Origin of the sequence: Streptomyces tricolor, assembly GCF_002155905.1 — a bacterium.
GTDB lineage: Bacteria > Actinomycetota > Actinomycetes > Streptomycetales > Streptomycetaceae > Streptomyces > Streptomyces tricolor.
In genome coordinates this window covers 1-2,754 of the sequence record NZ_MUMF01000451.1, presented here as the reverse complement: position 1 = coordinate 2,754, position 2,754 = coordinate 1, and the positions used below count along the sequence as shown (strand labels likewise).

Below are 2,754 nucleotides of genomic sequence, written 5' to 3'. Positions count from 1 at the left end.
CAGCTTGCGCTGCCGCTCGGTTACACCGCCGCCGTCGAGCTGTCCTCGGACCGGCTGCTCAACAACAAGAAGCAGAAGGCGAAGAGCGGACGGCCCGCGGCGGCGGGCGGCCGGTTCAAGCTCGGCGGCAAGAAGGAGGAGGCCGAGCGGCAGCGCAAGCTGGAACTGATCCGTACGCCGGTGCTGTCCTGCTACCGGATCGCGGTCATCAGCCTCAAGGGCGGCGTGGGCAAGACGACCACGACGACCGCGCTCGGCTCCACCCTCGCCACCGAGCGGCAGGACAAGATCCTCGCCATCGACGCCAACCCGGACGCCGGTACGCTCGGGCGGCGGGTGCGCCGGGAGACCGGGGCCACCATCCGTGACCTCGTCCAGGCCATCCCGTACCTGAACTCGTACATGGACATCCGGCGGTTCACCTCCCAGGCCCCCTCCGGCCTGGAGATCATCGCCAACGACGTGGACCCGGCCGTCTCGACCACGTTCAACGACGAGGACTACCGGCGGGCGATCGACGTGCTCGGCCGGCAGTACCCGATCATCCTGACCGACTCGGGCACCGGCCTGCTGTACAGCGCCATGCGTGGCGTGCTGGACCTCGCCGACCAGCTCATCATCATCTCCACGCCGTCCGTGGACGGCGCGAGCAGCGCCAGTACGACGCTGGACTGGCTGTCCGCGCACGGGTACGCCGACCTGGTCTCCCGGTCCCTGACCGTGATCTCCGGGGTCCGCGAGACCGGCAAGATGATCAAGGTCGAGGACATCGTGGCGCACTTCGAGACCCGGACCCGCGGGGTCATCGTCGTGCCCTTCGACGAGCATCTGGCCGCCGGTGCCGAGGTCGACCTCGACATGATGCGGCCGAAGACGCGCGAGGCGTACTTCAACCTCGCCGCGATGGTCGCCGAGGACTTCACCCGTCACCAGCAGGCGCACGGCCTGTGGACGAGCGACGGCAACCCGCCGCCGGTGGCCGCCCCGCCCATGCCGGGCCAGCCCATGCCCGGCCAGCCCATGCCCGGCCAGCCGATGCCGGGCCAGGCGATGCCCGGACAGCCCGCACCGGGACAGCAGCTGTACGGCGCCGGTCAGCCCTACCCGCAGGCGCCCGGTCAGCAGCCGTACACCCCGGCGCAGCAGCCGTACCCGCCGCAGCAGGGCCAGCCCCAGCCGTATCCGGCCCAGCAGCAGCCCGGCTATCCGCAGCCCGGGCAGCAGCAGCCCCAGCCCGGACAGCCCCAGCCCGGACAGCCGCAGCCCGGACAGCAGCCGGCGGGGCAGCAGCCGCCGCAGGCCCCGCCCCAGCAGTAGGCCCGCACGGCGACGGCGGGTCGTACGGAAAGCGGAACGGAAAAGGGCGGCCGGTGCTCCTCGCACCGGCCGCCCTTTCGTGTCGTGGACCGACAGGACCGTACGCGGCCTACTGCTCCGCCGCCACGATCTCCCGGCACCGCTTCACATCGGCGGCCATCTGCTCCAGCAGAGCCTCCAGCGACTCGAACTTGGCCTGGCCGCGCACGTAGGCGAGGAAGTCGACGGCGACGTGCAGGCCGTACAGATCGAGGCCGACGCGGTCGATGGCGTACGCCTCCACCGTGCGCTCGGTGCCGTCGAACTGCGGGTTCGTGCCGACGGAGATCGCGGCCGGCATGACCTCGCCCTGGGCGTGCAGATAGCCGGCGTACACGCCGTCGGCGGGGATCGCGGTGTGCGGGAGCGTCTCGACGTTGGCCGTCGGGAAGCCCAGTTCCCGGCCGCGCTGGGCGCCGCGGACGACGACGCCCTCGACCCGGTGCGGGCGGCCCAGGATCTCGCGGGCGCCCGCGACATCGCCCTCGGCGACCAGACGGCGGGTCAGCGTGGAGGAGAACGGCTCGCCGCCGCCCGCCTCGCCGGTGACGTACAGGTCGACGACCTCGACCTCGAAGTCGTAGACCTTGCCCTGCTCGGTGAGGAACTCGACGTTCCCGGCCGCCTTGTGGCCGAAGCGGAAGTTCGGGCCCTCCACGACCGCCTTGGCATGCAACTTGTCCACCAGGACCTTCACCACGAAGTCGGCGGGCGAGAGCTTCGAGAACTCGGTCGTGAACGGCAGGATGAGGACGGCGTCGACGCCCAGCTCGGCCATCAGTTCGGCGCGGCGGTGGTGCGGGGCGAGCAGCGGCGGATGGCTGCCGGGGCGGACGACCTCGCTGGGGTGCGGGTCGAAGGTGACCACGACGGCCGGGACGCCCAGTTCGCGGGCGCGGTCGACGGCGTGCTTGATGATCAGCTGGTGGCCGCGGTGGACACCGTCGTAGGAACCGATGGTGACGACGCTGCGCCCCCAGTCCTCGGGGATGTCCTCCAAGCCACGCCAGCGCTGCACTGTGACCGCTCCTCGAACCCGTGTCCGTGTCTATCGTTGACCTCTTGTGCAGGTCTAAGGGTGCCATGCCGGGTGCCCCGCGCCAGCATCGGCATGGGGGCTGTGACGGGGCGCACGTTCCGGGCGCAGGTCAGGCCGGTACGCGTACGCCCGCGATGTTCTCGATCATGCGGCGGGTGCTGGGACCGACGACCGCGGCCCACTCGTCCGGGGCCTCGGTCAGCCAGCGGGTCATGCGGGCGGCGAAGCCGGGCACGTGCCGGGCTAGGTCGACCAGGCCGCGGTCGAAGCGGGTGGCGCCCTCGGGCGTGCGGACCAGGAGCAGGCCGGTGCGGTGCACCAGCCCGCGGACCTCCTCCTCCCCGCCCTGTCTCGTATAC

General features: G+C 71.6%; 3 protein-coding genes. 1 reads left to right on the top strand and 2 read right to left on the bottom strand.

Annotation, left to right across the window (positions count from 1 at the left end; translation table 11 throughout):
* Positions 1-1,317: MinD/ParA family ATP-binding protein (locus CCN44_RS29300; protein WP_244203984.1), on the top strand; the 1,317-nt coding region annotated here is incomplete at its 5' end.
* 109 nt (positions 1,318-1,426) lie between these two features.
* Here the strand turns inward: CCN44_RS29300 and CCN44_RS29295 are convergent.
* Together CCN44_RS29295 and CCN44_RS29290 are read right to left on the bottom strand one after the other, a co-directional pair.
* The gene (locus CCN44_RS29295) at positions 1,427-2,374 is read right to left on the bottom strand and encodes a bifunctional riboflavin kinase/FAD synthetase (RefSeq protein WP_059252920.1); all 948 of its coding nucleotides are present in this window, start codon (positions 2,372-2,374) and stop codon (positions 1,427-1,429) included.
* 130 nt (positions 2,375-2,504) lie between these two features.
* The coding region (locus tag CCN44_RS29290; protein WP_143650033.1) for a hypothetical protein at positions 2,505-2,754 on the bottom strand (250 nt) is incomplete at its 5' end.